The organism is Marinomonas sp. CT5 (genome assembly GCF_018336975.1).
GTDB lineage: Bacteria > Pseudomonadota > Gammaproteobacteria > Pseudomonadales > Marinomonadaceae > Marinomonas.
In genome coordinates, this window is the sequence record NZ_CP025572.1 from 1,578,872 (window position 1) to 1,597,575 (window position 18,704).

Below are 18,704 nucleotides of genomic sequence, written 5' to 3' on the forward strand. Positions count from 1 at the left end.
TAAAGCAGTAAACATAGCAAAGCCTCAATGGTATGAGGCTCTGCTTGTTAGATCATGCAAAGATCTTTGTATGATGATTGCCGACAGATTAAATTTTGCAAGCACCGCCAGCGCAATCGTCCATATCTTCTTGCTTATCATCAGCACCATCACGAGTATTGTGATAATACAAAGTCTTAACCCCCAATTTATAAGCGGTTAACAAGTCTTTTAGAATGACTTTCATTGGTACTTTTTGTGACTCAAATTTTTGAGGGTCATAGTTTGTATTAGCCGAGATTGCCTGGTCGACAAATTTCTGCATGATACCCACTAATTGCAGGTAGCCATCGTTAGATGGAATGGACCACAGCAATTCATAACTGTCTTTTAGTCGCTCAAACTCAGGTACGACTTGCTTCAAAATGCCATCTTTACTGGCTTTGACAGAGACAAAACCACGAGGAGGCTCGATACCATTGGTTGCGTTACTAATTTGAGACGATGTTTCAGAGGGCATCAACGCCGTTAGTGTTGAGTTACGAAGGCCATGAGTAACGATTTCTGAGCGCAATGCTTCCCAATCGTAATAGAGCTCAGGAGAGCAAATATTATCGATTTCTTTTTTGTAACTATCGATTGGCAAAATACCTTTGGAGTAAGTGGTTTCATTAAACGCTAAACATGGACCAAACTCTTTGGCTAATTTGTTAGAAGCTTTCAATAGGAAGTATTGAATGGCTTCAAAGGTTTTGTGAGTTAGCTCGTTTGCACTACCGTCAGAGTATTTAACGCCATTTTTCGCCAAGTAATAAGCATAGTTGATAACACCTACACCTAACGTACGACGCAATTCAGTTGCGCGTTGTGCCGCAGGGATAGGGTAGTTCTGATAATCCAGCAAACTATCCAATGCACGTACGATTAACTCTGCGAGTTCTTCCAATTCATCTAGGTTTTCCAGCGCTCCTAGGTTGAAAGCAGATAACGTGCAAAGTGCTATTTCGCCTTCTGGGTCATCAATGCGATTCAATGGCTTCGTTGGCAGAGCAATTTCTAGACATAAGTTACTTTGTTTAACGGGAGCCACTTTGGGGTCAAATGGGCTGTGAGTATTACAGTGATCAACATTTTGTAGATAAATACGGCCAGTGCTTGCCCGTTCAGAAGCAAATAAAGTGAACAGTTCCGTTGCTTTGATCGTTTGCTTGCGAATAGATGGGTCTTGCTCGTACATTGTGTAAAGTCGATCAAATTCTTCTTGATCAGCAAAGAAAGCGTCGTATAAACCTGGTACGTCAGAGGGGCTAAACAAGGTGATATTGCCGCCTTTAATCAAACGTTGGTACATTAGGCGGTTGAATTGTACACCGTAATCCAAATGACGAACGCGGTTTTCTTCAACACCACGGTTGTTTTTCAATACTAATAAGCTTTCTACTTCTAAGTGCCAGACTGGATAGAAAACCGTCGCAGCGCCACCACGAACCCCACCCTGAGAGCAGCTTTTTACTGCCGTTTGGAAGTGTTTGTAGAATGGGATACAACCTGTGTGGAATGCTTCACCACCGCGTATTGGGCTGCCAAGCGCACGAATAGCTCCGGCATTTACACCAATTCCAGCGCGCTGGCTGACGTATTTAACGATAGCGCTTGAAGTCGCATTGATAGAGTCTAGAGAGTCACCACATTCAATCAATACACAACTACTAAATTGGCGAGTAGGTGTGCGGATACCCGACATAATTGGAGTTGGTAAGGATATTTTGAATTTAGAAACCGCATCATAAAAACGACGAATCAGGTTTAAACGTTCTTTTGGATCGTATTCAGCAAATAGGCAAGCAGCAACTAAAATGTAGATAAATTGAGGGCTTTCGTAAATATCACCACTGACACGGTTTTGTACTAAATATTTACCTTCAAGTTGTTTGACCGCCGCATAGGAAAAATTCATGTCGCGAGAGTGATCAATGAACTTATTTAGCTGATTGAAATCGTCTTCTGTGTATTTTTCAAGCAACTGAGCGTCATAGCGCTTTTGTTGTACAAGGTTTTTTACGTGGTCGTAAAGGTGTGGTGGTTCAAAATCACCGAAGGCTTTTTTACGCAAATGAAAAATAGCTAAGCGAGCAGCAAGATATTGATAATCGGGAGTCTGTTCAGAAATTAAGTCTGCCGCAGATTTAATGAGCGTTTCATGTATGTCTGTAGTACGGATACCTTCAAAAAACTGAATTCTAGCCTTCAGCTCTACTTGGGAAACAGAGACATTGTCTAAACCTTCAGCAGCCCAAGTGATTACTTTGTGTATCTTTTCAAGGTTGATGTTTTCTGTCGTCCCGTTACGTTTTGTAACTGTGAGAGTGCTCATTCAATGACTTCCCATTAGTGCAGTATAAAAAGAGGAGATTTACTCTATATAGTGTTTTGCTTTTTCATTACACACTATATGTAGTGCTTTGTTCAAAATCTGTAACGAACAATAGTGCCCATTTGATATAAAATCAAGACTTGAAAAAAACTCAAAAATAAGAAAGCCCGAGTGCCTAAGTGATCACTGACTTTACTTCCCTGAAAAAGCGTAAAGTTAGCGTTTGGCAAGCTTATAACGGCTATTTTTATCTATTTTTTTGACTGAAAAACTTCATAGCTGGCATGCACGAAAACAGATCAGGTTAAGAGTTCAAGCACCATTTTGAACGCTGCAACAAGGGCAAATAGAACCAGTTGATGAAGAAGGTAGATAGGTAAGGCAAAGCGTCCCATAAATGCTAAAACCTCAATGAGTAAGAAGCTCGGCATAGGACATTTATGCCAATTAAGATAACCAAGTAAGGGACCAATTAAAACAACGCCAATCCAAGGAAATGGAAACACAATATCTAAGGTTCTTTGGGGGAGTGGTACATAGTCGGTGATGGTTGAGAAAGCATTTGGGAAATGTAGCCAATTGGTTGAGTGATAGAGAGTTATGATGGCCGCTCCGGTTAGTGCTGAGCTTATTGGCCATTTGGCAAATGGTCTGGTGATCAAAGAAGCTACAAAGATAAAATGTAAAATGCCAAAATAAATCCATTGATTTGGGGCGGCTAAATAGGTTGCTAGTGAAATGCTTGCCGCTGAGATAAATAATTTACTATCTCTTCGCCAAAAGGATGTGTTCCCTTTCATCTTTGTTAATGAGGTATAAGTTGACCAACCAACAGCACTGAGAAATAACGTCAAAATAAGGCTGCGAAAATACACCCAAAAAGGATCGTAAATAGAATATTCCATAAAACCGAAAGTGCGCAGGTCCCAGCAAAAATGGAATATCATCATGAGTAGAACCGCAGAGCCACGGTATACATCTAAAAAAACACTGCGTTTTGTTGACTCGTACACTGGAGAGGTTTGCATTGAAATCCAAAGTGAATAATAAGATAGGAATTCGGCCATCATACCGATACTCATTTTCTAGCTCAAGTTCAGCACTTCTCATGTCACGGCTTAAGCAAAATTTGTCATGGGAGAGAGAAAGTCTTCCTATGTTTGGGCGAGATGTTTTGGTGCCAAGGTTGGTGGCGTTTATTGCTGATGTAGGTGTTTGTTATCGCTATTCTAATAAAGATCACTTGGGTTCAGGCTGGCCTAGTTGGTTACAACCGATAAAGCAAGAAGCGGAGCAGTTAGCGCGGCAACCTTTTAATGCCGTGTTATTAAATTGGTATCAAGATGGGGAAGAGTATATGGGATGGCATGCTGATGATGAGGCATCATTAGGGCCTGCGCCAGTGGTTGCTATGTTGAGTCTTGGCGTCAAACGTCCATTCATATTTCGTCTTAAGATGGATCATAAAATTAAACATACTGTTGAATTAGAAAACGAGAGTTGGTTGGTAATGTCTCCTTCTACACAAGTTTTATGGCAACATTCTTTGCCTGTTAGAAAGCGAATCAAAGAGGAGCGAATAAGCTTAACTTTTCGTCTCCTGCTTTGAGTTTGTCTTTATTATCCGCTTGATCAAGGCGCTTTTCGAGTTCTTAACCAACCCTCATCTTTTTGAGTGAAGCAAATTCGGTCGTGAAGACGGCTTGGTCGTCCTTGCCAGAACTCGATGAAGTTAGGCTTGAGGACATATCCACCCCAGTTGTCTGGGCAGGGAACATTTTGGTCATCGAATGCTTGTTCTTCAGCCTCAAACGCTTTTTGGAGAGCCTCTCGACTTTCAATCGTAGCACTTTGTCTCGATGTTCTAGCAGCAAGCTGGCTGCCTCGTGGGCGACTGGCAAAATAGGTTACCGACATCTCTCGAGATACTTTTTCGATGGTGCCTTCTATACGAACTTGGCGTGAAAGGGCTGGCCAAAAGAACGTCATGCAGGCTTTGTTGTTTTGAGCAAGCTGTTGACCTTTTTCACTGTCGTAGTTGGTGAAAAATGAAAAACCTGAATCATTGCGTTGTTTTAGTAGAACTACTCGCGAATGTGGCCAACCGTCTTGGTCAACAGTGCTTAAAGTCATCGCTGTTGGATCATCGGGGCAGGCCTCAATAGCTTTTTCTAACCAAGTGTCAAAAAGAGTAAATGGTTCGTTGCCGGCTTGCTCTTCTAGTAAATCTTCGAACTGGTAGTCGCGGCGAATAGAATGAAGGTCTCTGTTCATGATTAAATCCGGTAAGTAGTAGAGGTCATGACTTTCGATACTTGCGTCATGATAGCCATAATAGGTTGAGGGAATTCATACCCGCCCGCTTCTAATGCCATTGCTTTGTGCTTTGCTTCGTCAATGTGCATTTGATTTAAAACCGCTTTGCTTTTTTCATCTTGCGCAGGCATAGCGGCCAGATGCTTTTCAAGGTGGACACAAACTTGATCTTCTGTAGCGGCCACAAAGCCTAGGCTAAGCTTGTCACTAATTAAGCCGGCACCAGCGCCAATCATAAAAGATGCACCATAAAATAATGGGTTTAAAATGCTTGGTCTGCTGCCTAGATCATAAAGGCGTTGCTCACACCATACGAGATGGTCGATTTCTTCATAGGCCGCTTTTTCCATTTCTTGTCGTACCGTGGAAAGCTTTGCCGTTGTTGCTTGTCCCGCATAAAGTGCTTGGGCGCATACTTCACCCGTGTGATTGATGCGCATCAGGCCTGATGAGTGTTTGCGTTCGGCTTGGTCTAACTCAGCTTCTTGTAGCTTGTCCGCAGGTGAAGAGCGGTTTGCATTAGCGGCATGAGGCACAAGCGTTTGTAGGGCGCGATCAAATTGAAGTACCGCTTTGTCTAGAAAAGAGATCATTGTGTTTCCTCTGGTTAACCTGGAGGCCAAGTCATTGCGCGGCCACCTAAGACATGCATGTGAATGTGGTAAACCGATTGTCCACCCATCTCATTGCAGTTCATGGCCACACGGTAGCCGGCATCGCTGATACCTTTTTGTTTTGCGATTTTTGCGGCAGTAATTTGTAGCTTACCAACTACTGGCGCATCTTCATCTGTAAGGTCATTCAATGTGCTGATATGACGTTTTGGGATGACAAGGAAGTGAGTCGGGGCTTGGGGCATAATGTCTTCAAAGGCGATAACATCATCGTCTTCAAATAGAATAGTTGCCGGAATGTCCCCTTTTACTATTTTGCAAAATAAACAGTCCATATCCTCTCCTTTTTTGTATTATTCAGGGTTAGTTGTTTCGCTTCAAGATGATTTGTTCAAAGGGTTGATCCTAGACAAGGATGTGTTCTTTATTCTGTCTCCCTTTTGTATTAGGCGTGAAATTCTTATTTTGAGTTGACTTTCTAAGTCCGAACAAGTGAGCAGATCATCAAAACCAAGTTTTTTAGCGTAATTAAGGGACACTTTAACATTGTTGCTGATGAGTAAGCATTGATCTTCATCCCGCATTAATGGCAACAGTCTTTGTTGAGTAATGTGGGGAATGTGGCCGCCATTGTCAAATACCAAAATGATAGAGCCAGACTCTCTTTTTGATGGTTTATCTAGGTATTCTAATAGCCCTTCTAATGTTGTGAAATGGTCTATTTTATTGGCATGACGCTGAAGAAGTGTCAGAGCTTTTTGTAAATGATTATCTACCTGACCAAGTAGAATGAGGTCAAAGTGGTGTTGGTGCATCACGTTTTCGTTGAATGGTCTAATATGCGCTTTAATTGGCAGTTTAATATTCATACTACGAAGTTGATCATTTGTTGTGATTTGATTTTCACCTTGTAAGTGTTCAACCAGTAATGAAATGTAATGCATACCAAGATCGAGTTGTTTTGAATTGACTTGGATTCTTGTGGGAAGCGGAGAACAATTTAGTTCTAGAAAAATGATGCCTTCTCGATTGATGTCATGGCGAATAATATTGAGCATTAATTCTTGGTCAGTAAAGTGTTTAAACTCTTGTGCGAGGCTTTCAATGAGTCGTTGCAGAATGAGTGAGTCTTGTAAAACTTCGACCTGGTCGGTTCCTATTGTGTTGAGCTCAATGTTTGAGTTGTCTTGATCTAAGCGTTGAACGTTATTGATTGCTTTGTCTATTAGGTCGTTGAGTAGAATTGGTTGGTTTTGTTCTAGAGCGATGTTTTCTTTTATGTCGCTAAGTAGGTCGATGCGTTCTATGAGATCTTGAATATTGCTGTTTGCTGTTTGGCTACTGGCTAGAAACATTTTTGCTTCTTTGGACATCGCTGCCTGTTCTAGATGGGATAACCCGCCATTAATAATATTGATTTGACGACGCATACGACTAGAAAGGTCTGATAAAAGGTCTGAAATGTCGGCTTGAGATTGTTTTGTTATTTGTGAGTGTTTTTGCAGCAGAGGTGCTGTTTGCGAAATCATACCTGTGAAATGAATCATGGCTTCAAGAATAACCGTTAAAGTTAATCCCCATTCAAATAATGCCGCGCTAGGGATAATGCCATAAATAGACATAAGCCATGCCGAATGGCCGATTAGTAGAATAAGTCTTGCGACCAAATAGTATCCAGAGAAAGGGATGTTCTTAATAAAGGCAATAACAGCATGAACGGAAAGTAGTAATAAGGTGCTTGCGGCAATAAGAGATAGGGCCAATATGCTAATGCTGTCAGGCCATATAGTGAAAATAAAAGCGAACAAAATGTTGATCGATCCCACGACCACAAGTGCTTTATCAACTTTGGGTAGATGTTTCTTGGTATCAAGATAAAGTCGAGAAAAGAACACTATTGCGCATAGGCTTAACAGAGAAGCTAAATTATAAACGCGTTCTTGAATATGGATTGCGTTTGGGAAAAATTGCGTGATTTGATCATGTAATGATAAATGCAAAGCCATAATGCCTATTAGCAATAAGCCATAAATTAGATACATGGCATGCGATGTCTTGATAAAAAAGAAGAGGTTACAAGCGAACAAAGTGAGTAATATGCCGATTAAAATCCCTGTAATGGTTAAGTCTTTTTGGTTATCTAGGCTAAAGGCGGATAGCGTTTTTAGCTCAATTGCAGCATTTATTGGTAAATGAGAAGACAATTTGATGTAAAGAGTAAAAATAGGAGGCGCGTTACTTGGGATAGTGTAAACGTAATTTGGAGTGTTTACCTGTCTATTGGTGTAAGGTCTTGCGCTACCAAGCTCCGCCTGAACTTGGTTTTCATAAAGGTTGGGCAGATAAATATCTAAGTATTGAAGTCTTGGGGATTTTATATTCAGCAGAATAGGCGTGTTGTTGCTTCTAATGGCAACATCGGTTCGAACCCATATATCGCCTTTTACAATACCCAGTTGTAAGTAGTCACGATTGATTGGACGAAATTGCTTTATGTATTCGTCAGAAGTGATTTTATCAAATGATAAGTTTTGCTCTTTGTCGATAAAATAGGTGCCGCTTTTGCCTATATTGAACTCACTATTACTATCATCAATGATCGCAATGCTGTTTGCGCCCCAAGCGAAGTTGGAGATGCTGAGTAAAAACAGTAAAATTAATCGATAAAGCAAAACGCTAGCCTGACTGTATTGTATAAAGGCTATCATTATTAACTAGATAGGGGATCAAATGCTATATCCAATTTTAGTAGAGTATTATGTTTGGTTTAGCATACTGCTTCTAGGTGTTACTTGGTTTGCAAGACAAAAAAAACCAGCAACACGTACGAACCTTATGTACGGTTACGGGATGATTGCTGCATTAGGCTTTGTTCTTGGTCTAGATTGGGTTTCGGGTATTATTTTTGGCTTGTTGGTTTTAGAAGTGGGGCGCTTATTTAAAGCTTGGCTAGATAAAAAAGAGTCTCAACTTAAAAAGTAAGTTGGATTAGTTCCACTGTTCATAAATAAAAAAGGCCTCATTTGAAGTGACCCCATAAAGTTGGACACTTTATTAACCGGCTAACAACGCCTGATTTCGGTACTCTACCGGAGTCAGGCCATTTAACCCCATTTTTATTCGTTTCGTATTGTAGTAATCAATATACTCTTCAAGTTCTTGGATCAGATCATCTGCATCTTCGAAGGTTTCACCATGGAACATTTCCGTTTTTAGTAATGCAAAAAAGTTCTCAGCCATAGCATTGTCCAAACAATTTCCTTTTCGTGACATACTTTGTTGTAGTCCTTGTTTCTCCAAAAGATATCGTGTTTGCTTTTGCTGGTACTTCCACCCCTGATCACTGTGTAATATCGGTATTTCTCCTTCTTTTAGGCCACTCATCGCTTCTTTTAGCATGTCAGTCACGAGCGGTAAATGCGCTGTCTTTTTAATTTGGTAGGCAATCACCTCTTGGTTAAACAGATCAATTACTGGGGACAAGTATACTTTTTGCCCTTTAATATTAAACTCTGTCACGTCGGTGACCCATTTCTCATTCGGTCTGTCCGCTTTAAAATTTCGGCATAAGAGATTGTCCGCAATACGTCCTATTTCGCCTCGATAAGAGCGATAGCGCTTAGGTCGTACCTTAGATTTAAGCCCCAATAACCTCATCAGTTTTTGCACTGTTTTATGATTCAGTCCTATTTTGGCTTTACGGAGCTCAGAGGTGATACGTCGATAACCATAACGGCCTCTATGCTCATGGAAGATCTCTTGTATCTTTTCCTTCGCTTCTGCGTACTGATCTGGCTGTGTTAATCGTTGGCAATGGTAATAAAACACACTTCGCGCTAGCGACAGAGAACGAAGTAAATTCGGTAGTTTATACTGATCTTTTAATCCTTGGGCGATTGACGTTTTTTCTTCGCTTGTTGGCGTTTCATCTCGTCCAAGGCTTCTAACTTTTTTAGAACGGCAACTTCTGTCCGACGATATTCCAACTCGTCACGAAGCTCTTCTAATGTCATTTCATCAATAGATTTATCGTTTGATTCTTGGCTCTGTTTTTTCATGGAAGGGCGCCCTCGCTGCTTAGGTTGAAGGCCTTGGAGTCCTGATTCGTCAAACTCACGTAGCCACACCGAAAGCGTACCGGGAGAGGGGAGATTATAAAAGGCACTTGTGTAAGTTAATGACCAATTTTCTGACCACATTCTTTTAAGAATATCGGCCTTATTTTTAGCGGTACGAGGAAATTTTGGCGGTAGAAACGATTCTTCACCATTGAAGCTATAGACCTTGCTCCAATAGCGAATCTGACTATATGGAATGGATAGCTGTTTTCCAAGAGCCCTTGGTGATGAAACACCATCAAGACATTGTTGAGCTAATGCAATTTTAAAAGTGCGACTGTACTTAGACATAAAAAGAACCCCCAATGTTGGTTGTCCAACTATTGGGGGTCACTTCAATTTGAGGCCTTTTTAGTCTGTAACTGGGTTACTTTTGCTCGCGAGCGATGGCGCGGTGGCCTATGTCGGTGCGGAAGTAAACTTTGTCCCAAGACAGAGTGTTAACGACGTCGTATGCCGCAGCTTGTGCTTCAGCAACAGTATTACCAAGTGCGACAGCGCATAGTACGCGACCACCGTTGGTGACCACTTGGCCGTCTTTTAGCGCTGTACCTGCTTGGAAGACTTTTTGACCTTCAGGAAGATTGGTGCCCAAACCGGAAATAACATCGCCTTTAGCGTAGTCTGCAGGGTAACCGCCAGCGGCTAGAACAACACCTAAGCTTGCGCGAGGGTCCCAATCCGCCTCAACCGTATCTAGCTTGCCGTTAACCGCCGCTAAACACATTTGCGCCAAGTCAGAACGTAAACGCATCATAATAGGTTGTGTTTCTGGGTCACCAAAACGGCAGTTATATTCTAATGTTTTAGGCGTACCATCTGGAGCAATCATTACACCAGCATATAAGAAGCCACGGTAGCGGTTGCCTTCAGCGTTCATGCCTTTAACCGTTGGCATAATGACTTCATTCATGATGCGGTCATGGATTTCAGGTGTAACAACCGGCGCAGGAGAGTAAGCTCCCATTCCGCCAGTGTTAGGGCCTTTGTCGCCGTTATCGCGTGCTTTATGGTCTTGGCTAGTGGCCATTGGTAAAACCGTCTCGCCATCAACCATGCAGATAAAGCTGGCTTCTTCACCCACTAGGAATTCTTCGATAACAACACGGCTTCCCGCATCACCAAAAGAATTGCCTTGGAGCATGTCTTCAACCGCTTCAATGGCTTCGGCCTCAGTTTGTGCCAAGATAACGCCTTTGCCTGCGGCTAGACCGTCGGCTTTGACCACGATTGGAGCGCCTTGTTGTTTGATATAAGCAACAGCTGGCTCGATTTGAGTGAAGTTACCGTAAGCGGCCGTGGGAATGTTGTGGCGAGCTAAAAAGTCTTTGGTGAAGGCTTTAGAGCCTTCTAACTGTGCTGCTGCCGCTGTTGGGCCAAAGATGGCCAAGCCTTCTTTTTCGAATGCATCAACGACACCAATAACCAATGGCGCTTCTGGGCCGACAATGGTTAGGTCGATGCTTTCTTGTTTTGCGAAAGCAACAAGGTCAGCAATATCCGTGACGCCTATGTTTACGTTTTCAACTTTGCTTTCCGTCGCGGTGCCTGCGTTGCCAGGGGCAACAAAAACTTTTTCAACTTGGTCTGATTCTGCCGTTTTCCATGCTAAAGCATGTTCACGACCACCGTTACCAATAATAAGAACTTTCATTATCTAATCCTTTGTACTGCAAACCAGAGGCCGAAGCCTCTGGAGGCTAACTAAAAGTTTTGATGTCTTTTAATTGCTAGGGCGCAATCTTAGTGGCGGAAGTGGCGCATGCCAGTAAACACCATCGCCATGCCTGCTTCGTCAGCCGCGGCGATAACTTCTTCGTCGCGCATAGAGCCACCAGGTTGAATAACGGCTGTAATACCCGCTTGTGCCGCTGCATCAATACCGTCACGGAATGGGAAGAATGCATCGGATGCCATAACAGAACCCGCTACTTCTAAGTTCTCATCAGCCGCTTTGATACCAGCAATTTTTGCGCTGTAAACACGGCTCATTTGGCCTGCACCTACACCAATCGTTTGCTCAGCTTTAGCATAAACAATGGCATTGGATTTAACGAATTTTGCTACTTTCCAAGCAAACAATAGGTCTTTTAGTTCTGCTTCGCTAGGCTGACGTTTTGAAACGATTTTAAGATCGTCCAACGTAATAACGCCGTCATCACGGTCTTGAACCAATAGGCCACCATTTACACGCTTGTAGTCAAGTGCCGCAGGTTTGTCTTTTGACCATTGACCACATTCTAGCAAGCGAACATTTTGCTTAGCTGCTACGACTACTGCCGCTTCTTTGCTAACGCTTGGTGCAATGATGACTTCAACGAATTGGCGGTCAACAATAGCTTGTGCTGTTTTGGCATCTAGCTCTTGGTTGAATGCAATAATGCCACCAAATGCCGACGTTGGATCGGTTTGGAAAGCTAGGTCATAGGCTTCAAGTTGTGTCTCTGCTGTCGCTACGCCGCAAGGGTTGGCGTGCTTAACAATAACACAAGCAGGCTTCTCGAAGCTTTTTACACACTCAAGAGCCGCATCGGTATCGGCGATGTTGTTGTAAGACAGTGCCTTGCCTTGAATCTGTTTCGCTGTGCTGATAGACGCTTCTTTAGGATTGGCTTCAACATAAAAAGCCGCTTTTTGGTGAGGGTTTTCACCGTAGCGCATTTCTTCTTGTTTGTTGAATTGTAGGTTAAAGGTGCGAGCAAAATCTTCGCTGCCGCCTTCTACTTTTTTGCCTAGGAAGTTAGCAATAGCACCATCGTAGTGAGAAGTGTGTTCGAATGCTTTTACGGCAAGATCGAAGCGCTGCTCATAAGTCAAACCGCCGTCTGCTTTAAGAGAAGCTAAGATTTCTTCGTAGCTAGAAGGAGATACCACAATAGCAACGTCTTTATGGTTTTTCGCTGCAGAGCGAACCATAGTAGGGCCACCGATGTCGATGTTTTCAATCGCCATTGGTAGATCGCAATCTGGGCGTTCGATAGTGGCTTCAAATGGGTAAAGGTTTACCACTACCATATCAATTTCTTCAATGCCATGCTCTTTCATGATGGCGCCGTCGATGTCGCGACGACCAAGAATGCCACCGTGTACTTTTGGATGAAGGGTTTTAACACGGCCATCCATCATTTCAGGGAAGCCTGTGTAGTCAGACACTTCTGTCGCTTTAACATTGCTGTCCAATAAAAGACGGTAAGTTCCACCGGTTGAAAGAATTTCAACGCCTTGAGCGGTCAGTTCGCGTGCGAATTCGACAATGCCTGTTTTGTCGGAAACACTGATTAACGCTCGTTTGATTGGAGTCACTGTATTTTGATTTGCCATCATGGTTCTCGCAGTTAATTTAACACTTAATAAACAAGGGGAAGTTAAGACGAAAAAAAGGGCGAATTCGCCCTTTTTTCTTTGTGCTTATAGCATACCGTATTGTTTCAACTTCTTGCGAAGTGTTCCTCGGTTTAAACCAAGGATAGTGGATGCTTTTGTTTGGTTATCCTTTGTGTAGCTCATTACAGACTCTAGCAAAGGCGCCTCAACCTCAGCTAAGACTAACTGGTATAAGTCTGTTATTGGCTGCCCATCAAGATGAGCGAAATAGTTTTGTAGGGCTTTTTCAACATTGTCACGTAGGGTTTGTGACTGCTCTGAAGAAGCGGCTTGAAACGTATGAGTATGAGTTTGTTCTACCACAGAATGACCTTCTATTTTTTAAAGCTAACCATGTATTAATGCGCATTGATTATCATCGAGAAGGGGATCTCACTCTTCTTTTTTGATATTCATGACATTAAGTGTAAGGTTCGTTTGCCTATTGGCAAACAAAGAACTCTTCCAATTTATCAAACTGTTCTTGCGTATTATCAATACGGTTAAACAGACTGCGAAATTGTGTGTTATCCGCTAACGTTTGCAGGTACCAACCAACATGTTTGCGAGCAATTCGCACGCCTAAATAGTCACCATAAAACTGGTGTAAGGCGTTCACGTGATTAATAACAAGGTGTCTCACCTCTGATAAAGATGGAGGTGCTAACAATTCGTTTGTTTCTAAATAGTGGTTTATTTCACGAAAAATCCACGGTCTTCCTTGAGCGGCTCTACCAATCATGATGCCATCCGCCTGTGTGTAATCTTTCACAAACTTTGCTGACTGTGCGTCTTTAATATCTCCATTCGCAAAAATAGGGATATTTAAGTGATGCTTAATTTCAGCAATGGTGTCGTATTCAGCATGCCCTTGGAATTTACATTCCCGTGTACGACCATGAATTGCCAATGCTTGAATGCCAATATCTTCTGCCATTTTTGCAATCGCAAGACCGTTTTTTTGATCCTGACTCCATCCTGTGCGGATTTTTAGAGTGACAGGAACCGAAACACTATTTACAACAGATTCCAGTATTTCACGAACCAGTGCCTCGTCCTTAAGTAAGGCTGAGCCTGCCGCTTTATTGCATACTTTTTTAGCGGGGCATCCCATGTTGATATCAATGATTTGTGCGCCTAGCTCAACATTTTGTTGTGCTGCTTCAGCCATCATTTGAGGGTCGCCACCAGCAATTTGTACAGATCTCGGTGAGACTTCCGCATCATGAATTAAACGATGACGGCTTTTTGTCGAGTTCCACAGGCGAACATCAGAGGTGACCATCTCTGATACGACTAGACCTGCACCTTGGTCATGGCAAAGGCGGCGAAAAGGCAAATCAGTTACACCCGCCATTGGGGCTAGAATAACTGGTTTGTCAACGCAATATGGGCCAATAGCAAATGCCATGATGTTCCTGAATACTGGATAGAATGTTAAAGATCGTCGACACTGTCGAGCGGGCGTGAATAATACCTATGGAATCGTTGTTTTTGTAGTCTTGACAGGACGAAAATTGGCTATTTTTTGTTCTTTTTTTGAGCTTAAAGAGAAAACAACTAAAAACTAGTAAGAACGAGTGTCCGCAGGAAAGGCTCTAATCTGATGAGTAACAGCACGAGCGCCAGGGTCTTGAATTGGAATCACTAAATGGATCGGAGTATTGGGGGGCATGTAAGTGATATCAAGAAAGTCCTTATGTAAATAATCACTGGGGGCAAAGAGGCGAGCAGCAACAGGTAGGCCATTTAAATCGAAAAACTCTAGCGCAATTTTTGGCATTGGCTGAGAGAATTTACTGGTGTTGGTGATAATCGCATTGACTAGTAGTGTATTAGGAATAGAAGGATGGCTTTGTATGCGCACATGTTGAATGCTGATTGCATTGATGTCTTCAAACCTTGGTAAAATACAACCTGAATACGAGCATATGGTTTTGTAAAAAGACCTAAAGTTTGGGGAGCGGCTGCCTTCGTCAAAAAAATGTATCGCTATCTGAGCGACTAGTAATGCGATTCCTAACAATGAGGCAAAAAACCATAGCCAAGGGTGTGACTTTTTTGGACGAGTAGTGGCCTCATTATCGCCTAATAGTGGCGCTAGGCTTTCTTGAGCTGACAGTTGCTCGAGAAAACTGTGTTGATTTTGTATTTCTGAAGGTCGAGTCTGTTCGGCGGCTGTCTGTGCTAGGGAATGCAAAGCCACCATATAGTCTGGCTCCTCGCTTGGGGTTTCTTGAGGAGTTTTGTTTGTAAGCGGTTTTGTTTGCTTAGTCTCGGGAGCTGGTTTTTTGGGCTCAGGAGAGTTTGGTTTTGCATTAAGAGCTGCTTCGACTTCGGCTAATTCTACTTCCCAAGGCGCAGGTTCTTCTTGGCGTTGAGTGCTTGTGTTATTTTGCCTGCTTTCCGCTCTATATTCAGGCTCTTTTATGGTATCCGTTGATGCTTTACGAGTCGTGTTACTTTCTTTTTGATTGGTGTTTGTTTTCTCTTTTGGGGGTTGTAGATCTTCATCATGAAAAAGCGTGTGTAGCCAATCTGGATTAATAATTTCCTCGGCAGGAGCAAGCCTAGAAGGCACTCTTGCGTCATCGTCCTCTATTGTAGATGGCTTTTTGGGAGTCGACGGAGTAGGTTTTACGGCTTCTTCCTTCGCTTCTTTTGTGCCATCTTGTGCAGCTGGCTTTTCAATTGCGCTTTTGTTGTTATCTAAAACTTTGCTTGCATTGAATATATGGAAACACTGACCACACCGTACTTTTCCTTTGGCCATGCTTAATACTTCATCACTCACACGAAATGCCGTTGAACATTTGGGGCAGCGGGTAATAAGGCTATTGGCCATAGGGTGTTATCTTCCTGTTTAAAACTTGATGAGAGCTTTGCATAGATTAAAATTGTTACCAATATTTGGATCAAATAGATTTTGTATTGATCATAATTTCGTGCAAAGGTCTCTTAATATATAGAGCTAAGTATTATGCGTGCTTAGTGCCTACAATACGAACCCATTCTTCTTTCTCTGTGATGGAGTCAATTGTAAACCATTCCTGATACGCCTCAATCACTTCATGAGCTTGGTTGGCAAGAATGCCTGATAAGGCTAATTGACCTTTGTTTTTTACCAAAGCGGAAATCGTTGGTGCAAGCTGCGCTAGAGGCCCAGCCAGAATGTTGGCTACCACGATATCGGCTTGTAGGTCGGATTCGTAGGGTGGTAGTTTAACTTCTAAGCGGTTTGGATCAATATTGTTGCGTTCCGCATTGGCTTCAGTGGCTTGAACGGCTTGTGGGTCAATGTCGATACCCACCATGTTGTTTGCACCAAGCAGTAAGCCTGCGATTCCAAGAATGCCAGATCCACAACCGTAATCAATGATGGTTTTGTCTTTGCAATCAATGCTGTCTAGCCATTGTAAACACAGTGCTGTAGTTGGGTGAGTGCCTGTGCCAAATGCCAAACCTGGATCCAGCATGAGCGTGACTGCGTTTGGATCTGGAACTTCGCGCCAGCTGGGGCAAACCCATAAACGTTCGCCAAATTGAATGGGGTGGTAGTTGTCCATCCACTCTCTTTCCCAGTCTTTGTCTTCCAGAATTTCTATTTTCATATCAATATCTGTTTCGCCAAGAGCTTCTGCTTTGTGCTCGACCACGGGGCGAATATGTTCAACATCGGCATCGGCTTCGAATAGGCCTGTCACCTTAGTGTTTTTCCACAATGGGGTAGTGTTTAAGTCTGGCTCATAAACAGGGTCATCGTGAACGTCTTCAAAAGTGACTACTAATGCACCGCAATCAAGTAAGGTATCCTCGAAAGCAGGGACATGGTCAGGTGTGGTATGAATACGAATTTGAAGCCAAGGCATAAGGTGGAGTCCAACAATTAACAAACAAGAATAGAATAGCGAAGCTTGGAACGAGAGGCGAGGGAAAATGATTGCCCCTAGTGATTTATCTTATCGCTAGGGGCAAAGCTTCAGCTTTTATAAGCCGAGCTTTTTCTCCAAATAATGGATGTTAACGCCGCCGGCAATGAAATTAACGTCATTTGCTAGGTCTTTTTGTAGCTCTATGTTGGTTTTAATACCATCGATGAAGGTTTCATCTAGAGCGCCAGAAAGGCGTTTTAGTGCTGCAGTACGATCTGGAGCGTGACAGATGATTTTAGCAATCATTGAGTCATACGTAGGTGGTACCGAGTAGCCACTGTATAAGTGAGAGTCAACACGAACACCCATACCGCCTGGAGCGTGGAAGTAGTCCACTTTACCTGGGCAAGGCATGAAAGTTTTTGCGTCTTCTGCGTTGATGCGAGATTCAACCGCATGGCCATTAAGTTTGATGTCTTCTTGTTTCAAAGACAAAGGAAGGCCACTCGCGATGCGAAGCTGTTCTTTAACGATATCAACTCCAGTTACCATTTCTGTAACCGGGTGTTCTACTTGAACACGAGTGTTCATTTCGATGAAGTAGAAGTTACCGTCTTCGTAAAGGAACTCGAACGTACCTGCACCGCGGTAGTTGATCTTGATACAAGCATCAACACAGGCTTTTAAACAAGCTTGGCGAGATTCTTCGTTTAGCATCGGTGCTGGCGCTTCTTCCAATACTTTCTGGTGGCGACGTTGCAAAGAACAGTCACGATCATATAGGTGAACCGCATTACCTTGACCATCAGCAAGTACTTGTACTTCTACGTGACGTGGGTTTTGTAGGAATTTCTCCATGTAAACCGTGCTGTCACCAAAGTAAGAGCCTGCTTCAGACTGCGTAATACTGATAGATTTTAGTAGGCTGCCTTCGTTGTGAACAACGCGCATACCACGACCACCACCACCAGCTGCCGCTTTAACGATTACCGGAAAACCAATTTCATTGGCAATTCGGATACACTCTTCAGGGTCGGTCGGTACTGGGCCGTTAGAGCCTGGAACCGTTGGAACGCCAGCTTCTTTCATTGCTTTAATGGCAGAAACTTTATCTCCCATTAGGCGGATAGTTTCAGCTTTTGGGCCGATGAAGGTGAAGCCAGAACGTTCAACTTGCTCTGCGAAGTCCGCATTTTCAGCAAGGAAGCCGTAACCTGGATGAATAGCTGAAGTATCTGTTAGTTCCGCAGCGCTGATGATAGCTGGGATATTCAAATAACTTTGCGTAGATGGATTCGGACCTATACAGATAGATTCATCTGCAAGGCGCACATGTAACAAGTCGCGGTCAATCTTAGAGTGAACCGCAACGGTTTTGATACCGAGTTCTTTACACGCACGTAAAATACGTAGCGCGATTTCGCCTCGGTTAGCAATCAATACCTTATCAAGCATGATGGAACCTTTGCGTTGGATTAAATGATAGTAACAAGAGGCTGGTCGAACTCAACTGGTTCGCCGTCTTCAACAAGGATAGCGCCAATTGTACCAGACTTATCGGCTTCAATTTGGTTCATCATTTTCATAGCTTCAACGATACAAATAGTATCGCCCACGTTAACTTTTTGACCTACTTCAATGAAAGGTTTAGCGCCTGGAGCAGAAGACTTGTAGTAAGTGCCGACCATAGGAGAGTTTACAGTGTGGCCTGTTACCGCTGCTGGGGCTTCTGGAGCCGCAGTGGATGCTGCTGGTGCGCTAGGTGCTTGAGGAGACATCATAGGAGCGGCCATCATTTGTGGCTGTTGAACTGGCGCACCACCACGGCTAATGCGAACTGCTTCTTCGCCTTCTTTGATTTCAATCTCGTAGACGTTTGACTCTTCTAGAAGTTCGATTAGTTTTTTGATTTTACGAATATCCATGGTTACTCTCTTCTGTCTGAATTGGTGATTCAGTGATTATGTTATTCACTGACTATTTTTATGAATTTTATTGGTGACTAACGGTAAACTGTTAGTAAAGCTTTTAATAAAACTGAATTGCAAAAGCATTTAGCTGGAAATTA

General features: G+C 42.9%; 18 protein-coding genes. 2 read left to right on the top strand and 16 right to left on the bottom strand.

The features are described from left to right. Positions 1-88 precede the first annotated feature (88 nt). Together nrdA and C0J08_RS07400 are read right to left on the bottom strand one after the other, a co-directional pair. Positions 89-2,353 carry a class 1a ribonucleoside-diphosphate reductase subunit alpha gene (gene nrdA / locus C0J08_RS07395; RefSeq protein ID WP_212655453.1) on the bottom strand — a complete coding sequence of 755 codons (2,265 nt, stop codon included), beginning with the start codon at positions 2,351-2,353 and terminating at the stop codon, positions 89-91. A 299-nt stretch (positions 2,354-2,652) separates the two neighbouring features. Beyond that, entirely contained in the window at positions 2,653-3,435 is a 783-nt protein-coding gene (locus C0J08_RS07400; RefSeq protein WP_249344563.1) for a heparan-alpha-glucosaminide N-acetyltransferase, read from the bottom strand. Positions 3,436-3,461: 26 nt separating this feature from the next. On the opposite strand from C0J08_RS07400, the gene C0J08_RS07405 reads away from it, so the two are divergent. Then, positions 3,462-3,962 carry an alpha-ketoglutarate-dependent dioxygenase AlkB family protein gene (locus C0J08_RS07405; protein ID WP_249344565.1) on the top strand — a complete coding sequence of 167 codons (501 nt, stop codon included), beginning with the start codon at positions 3,462-3,464 and terminating at the stop codon, positions 3,960-3,962. Positions 3,963-3,985: 23 nt separating this feature from the next. On the opposite strand, the gene pdxH is transcribed toward C0J08_RS07405, so the two are convergent. From pdxH to C0J08_RS07425, 4 genes are read right to left on the bottom strand one after another with little or no spacing between them, the layout of a single operon-like run. Next, positions 3,986-4,627, bottom strand: coding sequence for a pyridoxamine 5'-phosphate oxidase (pdxH, locus tag C0J08_RS07410; RefSeq protein WP_212655455.1), 642 nt, complete (start codon positions 4,625-4,627; stop codon positions 3,986-3,988). A 2-nt stretch (positions 4,628-4,629) separates the two neighbouring features. Further along, positions 4,630-5,262 (bottom strand): 2-polyprenyl-3-methyl-6-methoxy-1,4-benzoquinone monooxygenase, encoded by a 633-nt coding sequence (gene coq7 / locus C0J08_RS07415; RefSeq protein ID WP_212655456.1) that lies wholly within the window; start codon positions 5,260-5,262, stop codon positions 4,630-4,632. Between the two features lie 14 nt (positions 5,263-5,276). Then, entirely contained in the window at positions 5,277-5,618 is a 342-nt protein-coding gene (locus tag C0J08_RS07420) for a histidine triad nucleotide-binding protein (RefSeq protein ID WP_212655457.1), read from the bottom strand. 42 nt (positions 5,619-5,660) lie between these two features. Next, on the bottom strand, positions 5,661-7,955 hold the full coding sequence (locus C0J08_RS07425; protein WP_212655458.1) for a sensor histidine kinase: 2,295 nt from the start codon (positions 7,953-7,955) through the stop codon (positions 5,661-5,663). 58 nt (positions 7,956-8,013) lie between these two features. Between C0J08_RS07425 and C0J08_RS07430 the strand changes: the two genes are divergently transcribed. Further along, positions 8,014-8,265, top strand: a complete 252-nt coding sequence (locus C0J08_RS07430; RefSeq protein WP_212655459.1) for a hypothetical protein — start codon at positions 8,014-8,016, stop codon at positions 8,263-8,265. A gap of 72 nt (positions 8,266-8,337) precedes the next feature. On the opposite strand, the gene C0J08_RS07435 is transcribed toward C0J08_RS07430, so the two are convergent. The 10 genes from C0J08_RS07435 to accB form a co-directional block, all read right to left on the bottom strand. Next, on the bottom strand, positions 8,338-9,264 hold the full coding sequence (locus tag C0J08_RS07435) for an IS3 family transposase (RefSeq protein WP_212656264.1): 927 nt from the start codon (positions 9,262-9,264) through the stop codon (positions 8,338-8,340). Then, positions 9,165-9,692 carry a helix-turn-helix domain-containing protein gene (locus C0J08_RS07440; RefSeq protein ID WP_212655460.1) on the bottom strand — a complete coding sequence of 176 codons (528 nt, stop codon included), beginning with the start codon at positions 9,690-9,692 and terminating at the stop codon, positions 9,165-9,167. Before C0J08_RS07440 ends, C0J08_RS07435 begins: the two co-directional genes overlap by 100 nt. 76 nt (positions 9,693-9,768) lie before the next feature. Then, a complete protein-coding gene (gene purD / locus C0J08_RS07445; protein ID WP_212655461.1) occupies positions 9,769-11,055 on the bottom strand; it encodes a phosphoribosylamine--glycine ligase in 1,287 nt (428 codons plus the stop codon). Positions 11,056-11,144: 89 nt separating this feature from the next. Then, entirely contained in the window at positions 11,145-12,722 is a 1,578-nt protein-coding gene (purH, locus tag C0J08_RS07450) for a bifunctional phosphoribosylaminoimidazolecarboxamide formyltransferase/IMP cyclohydrolase (RefSeq protein WP_212655462.1), read from the bottom strand. 87 nt (positions 12,723-12,809) lie between these two features. Then, positions 12,810-13,088: a DNA-binding transcriptional regulator Fis gene (gene fis / locus C0J08_RS07455; protein ID WP_012070668.1), complete on the bottom strand. Its 279-nt coding sequence runs from the start codon at positions 13,086-13,088 to the stop codon at positions 12,810-12,812. Between the two features lie 118 nt (positions 13,089-13,206). Beyond that, positions 13,207-14,175, bottom strand: coding sequence for a tRNA dihydrouridine synthase DusB (gene dusB / locus C0J08_RS07460; RefSeq protein WP_212655463.1), 969 nt, complete (start codon positions 14,173-14,175; stop codon positions 13,207-13,209). Positions 14,176-14,331: 156 nt separating this feature from the next. Then, positions 14,332-15,609 (bottom strand): DUF3426 domain-containing protein, encoded by a 1,278-nt coding sequence (locus C0J08_RS07465; protein ID WP_212655464.1) that lies wholly within the window; start codon positions 15,607-15,609, stop codon positions 14,332-14,334. 133 nt (positions 15,610-15,742) lie between these two features. Then, positions 15,743-16,633 carry a 50S ribosomal protein L11 methyltransferase gene (prmA, locus tag C0J08_RS07470; protein WP_212655465.1) on the bottom strand — a complete coding sequence of 297 codons (891 nt, stop codon included), beginning with the start codon at positions 16,631-16,633 and terminating at the stop codon, positions 15,743-15,745. A gap of 117 nt (positions 16,634-16,750) precedes the next feature. Beyond that, positions 16,751-18,091 (bottom strand): acetyl-CoA carboxylase biotin carboxylase subunit, encoded by a 1,341-nt coding sequence (accC, locus tag C0J08_RS07475; protein ID WP_212655466.1) that lies wholly within the window; start codon positions 18,089-18,091, stop codon positions 16,751-16,753. 20 nt (positions 18,092-18,111) lie between these two features. After that, positions 18,112-18,561 (bottom strand): acetyl-CoA carboxylase biotin carboxyl carrier protein, encoded by a 450-nt coding sequence (accB, locus tag C0J08_RS07480; protein ID WP_212655467.1) that lies wholly within the window; start codon positions 18,559-18,561, stop codon positions 18,112-18,114. Between the last annotated feature and the right edge of the window lie 143 nt (positions 18,562-18,704).

Coding starts and splice junctions, on each gene's coding strand:
- nrdA (WP_212655453.1), bottom strand. CDS start 2,353: ATGAGCACTCTCACAGTTACAAAACGTAACGGGACGACAGAAAACATC.
- C0J08_RS07400 (WP_249344563.1), bottom strand. CDS start 3,435: ATGAGTATCGGTATGATGGCCGAATTCCTATCTTATTATTCACTTTGG.
- C0J08_RS07405 (WP_249344565.1), top strand. CDS start 3,462: ATGTCACGGCTTAAGCAAAATTTGTCATGGGAGAGAGAAAGTCTTCCT.
- pdxH (WP_212655455.1), bottom strand. CDS start 4,627: ATGAACAGAGACCTTCATTCTATTCGCCGCGACTACCAGTTCGAAGAT.
- coq7 (WP_212655456.1), bottom strand. CDS start 5,262: ATGATCTCTTTTCTAGACAAAGCGGTACTTCAATTTGATCGCGCCCTA.
- C0J08_RS07420 (WP_212655457.1), bottom strand. CDS start 5,618: ATGGACTGTTTATTTTGCAAAATAGTAAAAGGGGACATTCCGGCAACT.
- C0J08_RS07430 (WP_212655459.1), top strand. CDS start 8,014: ATGCTATATCCAATTTTAGTAGAGTATTATGTTTGGTTTAGCATACTG.
- C0J08_RS07440 (WP_212655460.1), bottom strand. CDS start 9,692: ATGTCTAAGTACAGTCGCACTTTTAAAATTGCATTAGCTCAACAATGT.
- purD (WP_212655461.1), bottom strand. CDS start 11,055: ATGAAAGTTCTTATTATTGGTAACGGTGGTCGTGAACATGCTTTAGCA.
- purH (WP_212655462.1), bottom strand. CDS start 12,722: ATGGCAAATCAAAATACAGTGACTCCAATCAAACGAGCGTTAATCAGT.
- dusB (WP_212655463.1), bottom strand. CDS start 14,175: ATGGCATTTGCTATTGGCCCATATTGCGTTGACAAACCAGTTATTCTA.
- C0J08_RS07465 (WP_212655464.1), bottom strand. CDS start 15,609: ATGGCCAATAGCCTTATTACCCGCTGCCCCAAATGTTCAACGGCATTT.
- prmA (WP_212655465.1), bottom strand. CDS start 16,633: ATGCCTTGGCTTCAAATTCGTATTCATACCACACCTGACCATGTCCCT.
- accC (WP_212655466.1), bottom strand. CDS start 18,091: ATGCTTGATAAGGTATTGATTGCTAACCGAGGCGAAATCGCGCTACGT.
- accB (WP_212655467.1), bottom strand. CDS start 18,561: ATGGATATTCGTAAAATCAAAAAACTAATCGAACTTCTAGAAGAGTCA.